This is a genomic window from Enterococcus eurekensis, assembly GCF_042654605.1.
In the GTDB taxonomy this organism is placed as follows: domain Bacteria; phylum Bacillota; class Bacilli; order Lactobacillales; family Enterococcaceae; genus Enterococcus_I; species Enterococcus_I eurekensis.
This window is the reverse complement of the sequence record NZ_JBHSGT010000045.1, coordinates 1-3,453: the sequence shown is the minus strand read 5'-3', so window position 1 is coordinate 3,453 and position 3,453 is coordinate 1. Positions and strand designations below refer to the sequence as shown.

Below are 3,453 nucleotides of genomic sequence, written 5' to 3'. Positions count from 1 at the left end.
CCATAAAATGAAACAGATGATTGATAAAATTTAGCCCTTTATAAAAGGTATGAATTATTCAGGTTTAAGTAGAGGCAAAAAAATTTTAGTTATTTTGCAATTAATTTATGTTTCGTCTTTGTATCTAACACACTGACTTTTTCAATATCTTGTAGTGCAATAATCCGCAATTGCTGCAAATTATTCTGAATTTTAATCACTACTTGCTGATCAATTTTTCTTTTGGTGGTTACAAAACCGACAACTGTTTCGAAGTTTGCTACTTTTTTGGTTTTCAGTTGTAAAACGACCAAAGCCTTACGACGAGCCGCATCAATCAATTGATTCCGATGCATTTCGATAGCTTGTAATTGCTCTAAATCATCATTAAATAAACCGTCTAGTAACGTAATCGATGTTCTGACGAGATGTCTACCTAATTTTTTAAAAGATTTTGTTTTTTTATCCATGAGACTCGTCCTTTCTCAAGTTGAATCCATTTTTAACGTTCAAATATTTCACGCCATTTTGGTAATGCTTGTAAAATAAGTGCATAAGTTTCCTCAAAATTTCCGGTAAACCAAGGATCGGGTACATCCTTTATCGTACTTTCTGGTAGAACGGATAAAAACAAGTGCAGCTTATCAATCGTCCCTTTTGGCGCCATGCGTTTTAAATCCGTTAAATTTTGTTGATCCATCGCTAATATCCAATCATACACATAAAAGTCTTCCAATGTAATCTGTCTTGAAAACATCTGACTCGTATCAATGCCATGTTCTTTTAAAATCTTCTGTGTTCCTGGATGCGGTGGACTTCCCATTTCCCAACGGCTTGTTCCAGCAGAATCAATTGTAATTTGTAGCGGCGAATTGGCTAAATATTGAAGCATCAAACCTTCTGCCATTGGTGAACGACAAATATTCCCCAAACAGACAATTAGTACTTTCTTCATCCTAAGTACCTCCCTTACAACAATTCCTAACACATCCGTTAATTATTTCCATGATAAGGGTAATCAAAATGTTCATACGATAGCCTAGTCGCTATCCGTCCGCGAGGCGTCCGCTTTAAGAAACCTTTTTGGATTAAGTAAGGTTCGTACATATCTTCCACTGTTTCTTGCTCCTCACCAATATTAACTGCTAGCGTACTTAAACCGACCGGGCCACCATTGTATAACTCTATCATTGTTTTAATCAATTTTTGATCAACATAATCAAGACCTTCGTGATCTACTTGCAATAAAAAGAGTGCTTGGTCCGCAATTTTCCGATTAATGATTCCATCGGCTTGCACTTGAGCAAAATCTCGAACTCTTTTTAATAAACGATTGGCAATTCGTGGTGTTCCTCTTGAACGACGGGCAATTTCTAAAGCCCCTTCTTCAATAATCTCGGTTTCAAAAATTGCAGCCGAACGAATCACAATTTCTTGTAAGTCTGTTTCTTGATAATATTCCATATGGGAGATAATTCCAAATCGATCACGCATCGGTGCTGAAAGCATCCCTGCACGCGTCGTTGCTCCAATTAGGGTAAATGGTGGTAACGGGAAATGAACCGGATGAGCTGTTGTTCCTTGCCCAACCATGATATCAATATAAAAGTCTTCCATCGCTGAGTAGAGCATTTCCTCCACAATTCGTGGCAAACGATGAATTTCATCAATAAATAAAACATCCCCCGGTTCTAGCTCGTTCAAGAGAGCGACTAAATCACCTGGCTTTTCAATCACCGGTCCACTAGTCGTACGAATATTGACTTGCATCTCATTAGCAATCACCATTGCCATCGTTGTTTTTCCTAAGCCAGGCGGTCCATATAATAAAACATGATCCAATGATTCCTCACGTTGCTTCGCCGCTTGAATATAAATTCCTAATTCATTTTTGACTTTATCTTGCCCAATATATTCATGAAAATATTTTGGTCGGAGTGATTTTTCAAAAGTATCCTCTTCATTTTCAATCGGTGAAATAATCCGTTCTTCCATCTATTTCTCCTTCTAACTTATTTCTTCATAATTAATCGTAAAGCGACACGTAAATATTCATCGGTCGTTTGGCAGTCTTCATCAAGTAAAGCTTTATGAACCTTCTTAACTTCTTTTTCGCTATAACCAAGTGCCTGTAAAGCAGCTACAGCCTCGTCTAGCTGTGGGTTTTGACTCGTTTGAATTGGTAGATCTACCGCTACTTCATCGGCTAATAAATCGCCTAACTTCCCTTGTAAATCCAAAATTAACTGTTGAGCGGTTTTCTTTCCAACTCCTGGGAACTTAATTAGATACGTGGCATCATTGCTTTCAATGGCATGGATTAATCCTGTATGATCTTCATTTGCCATAATTGCCAAACCACTCTTTGGACCAATTCCTGAAACGCTAATTAAACGTAAAAATAATTTTTTTTCATCTATCGTTTTAAAACCAAAAAGTTGATGCGCGTCTTCGCGAATCACTTGATGAAGATAAATCTGTACCGATTGATTCATTCTACTAGAATAATAATAAGGATTCCCGCATTGAATTTGGTATCCTATTCCTTGATTTTCAATTACGACATAAGCTGGCGTAACTGCGGTAACTTGACCAATAATATATTCGTACATAACTAACCCTTTCTGCACATATGTTCCCTTTATTGTACCACAAATCCGACAAATAATAAAAACCTAGATTGTCAAAACAATCTAGGTTCGATTCTGTTATTCAACTGTCGATAAATATTCCCCATAGCCAGCCGCTTCCATTTCATCTTTCGGAATAAACTTTAATGCTGCTGAATTAATACAGTAGCGCAAGCCACCTGCATCTTGTGGACCATCTGGAAAGACATGGCCGAGATGTGAATCTGCTTCTTGACTACGAACTTCCACTCGTTGCATGCCAAATGTATGATCACTAACCTCCTTAATAGCTATTTTAGGCAATGGCTTCGTAAATGAGGGCCAACCACAACCAGCATCATATTTATCCTTTGAAGAAAATAATGGCTCGCCACTAACAATATCAACATAAATTCCTGGTTTAAAATTCGTATCATACTCACCAGTAAATGGACGTTCCGTTGCATTTTCTTGTGTCACAGCATATGAAATCGGACTTAATTTATTTTTTAACTCTTCTTTGGAATCCTTCATTATTATTCCTCCTCAGTACCTATCTATCTTCTATATTGCCTGATTTTAAGCAATTATGCGAATAATTCAACTTCTTATTTAGAAAAAATAAAAAAGTCTAGAACATTTAGTCTAGACTTTTAATTTGCGTGGCGACGTCCTGCTCTCACAAAGGGAAACCCTTCACTACAATCGGCGCTAAGAAGCTTAACTTCTGTGTTCGGCATGGGTACAGGTGTATCCTTCTCGCTATCGCCACCACACTATTTAATTATGAGTAAAACTTATTCACTCAAAACTGGAATTGAAGATGGAATTTCAAACAAATCGAAGATTTTTTATTTTATTTGGT

5 protein-coding genes and 1 rRNA gene are annotated in these 3,453 nt (G+C 37.1%); all 6 read right to left on the bottom strand.

The annotated features are described in order from the left end of the window. Window positions 1-89 precede the first annotated feature (89 nt). Window positions 90-449, bottom strand: coding sequence for a hypothetical protein (locus ACFO3L_RS07680; RefSeq protein WP_379965568.1), 360 nt, complete (start codon window positions 447-449; stop codon window positions 90-92). Between the two features lie 32 nt (window positions 450-481). Next, window positions 482-934 carry a low molecular weight protein-tyrosine-phosphatase gene (locus ACFO3L_RS07675; protein ID WP_379965565.1) on the bottom strand — a complete coding sequence of 151 codons (453 nt, stop codon included), beginning with the start codon at window positions 932-934 and terminating at the stop codon, window positions 482-484. A 38-nt stretch (window positions 935-972) separates the two neighbouring features. Next, window positions 973-1,974 carry a Holliday junction branch migration DNA helicase RuvB gene (ruvB, locus tag ACFO3L_RS07670; protein ID WP_379965562.1) on the bottom strand — a complete coding sequence of 334 codons (1,002 nt, stop codon included), beginning with the start codon at window positions 1,972-1,974 and terminating at the stop codon, window positions 973-975. A gap of 17 nt (window positions 1,975-1,991) precedes the next feature. Next, a complete protein-coding gene (gene ruvA / locus ACFO3L_RS07665) occupies window positions 1,992-2,591 on the bottom strand; it encodes a Holliday junction branch migration protein RuvA (RefSeq protein ID WP_379965559.1) in 600 nt (199 codons plus the stop codon). A gap of 96 nt (window positions 2,592-2,687) precedes the next feature. Beyond that, complete coding sequence (msrB, locus tag ACFO3L_RS07660; RefSeq protein ID WP_379965556.1) at window positions 2,688-3,122, bottom strand: peptide-methionine (R)-S-oxide reductase MsrB; 435 nt, start codon at window positions 3,120-3,122, stop codon at window positions 2,688-2,690. Window positions 3,123-3,248: 126 nt separating this feature from the next. Continuing rightward, window positions 3,249-3,364, bottom strand: a 5S ribosomal RNA gene (rrf, locus tag ACFO3L_RS07655). Window positions 3,365-3,453: the final 89 nt, after the last annotated feature.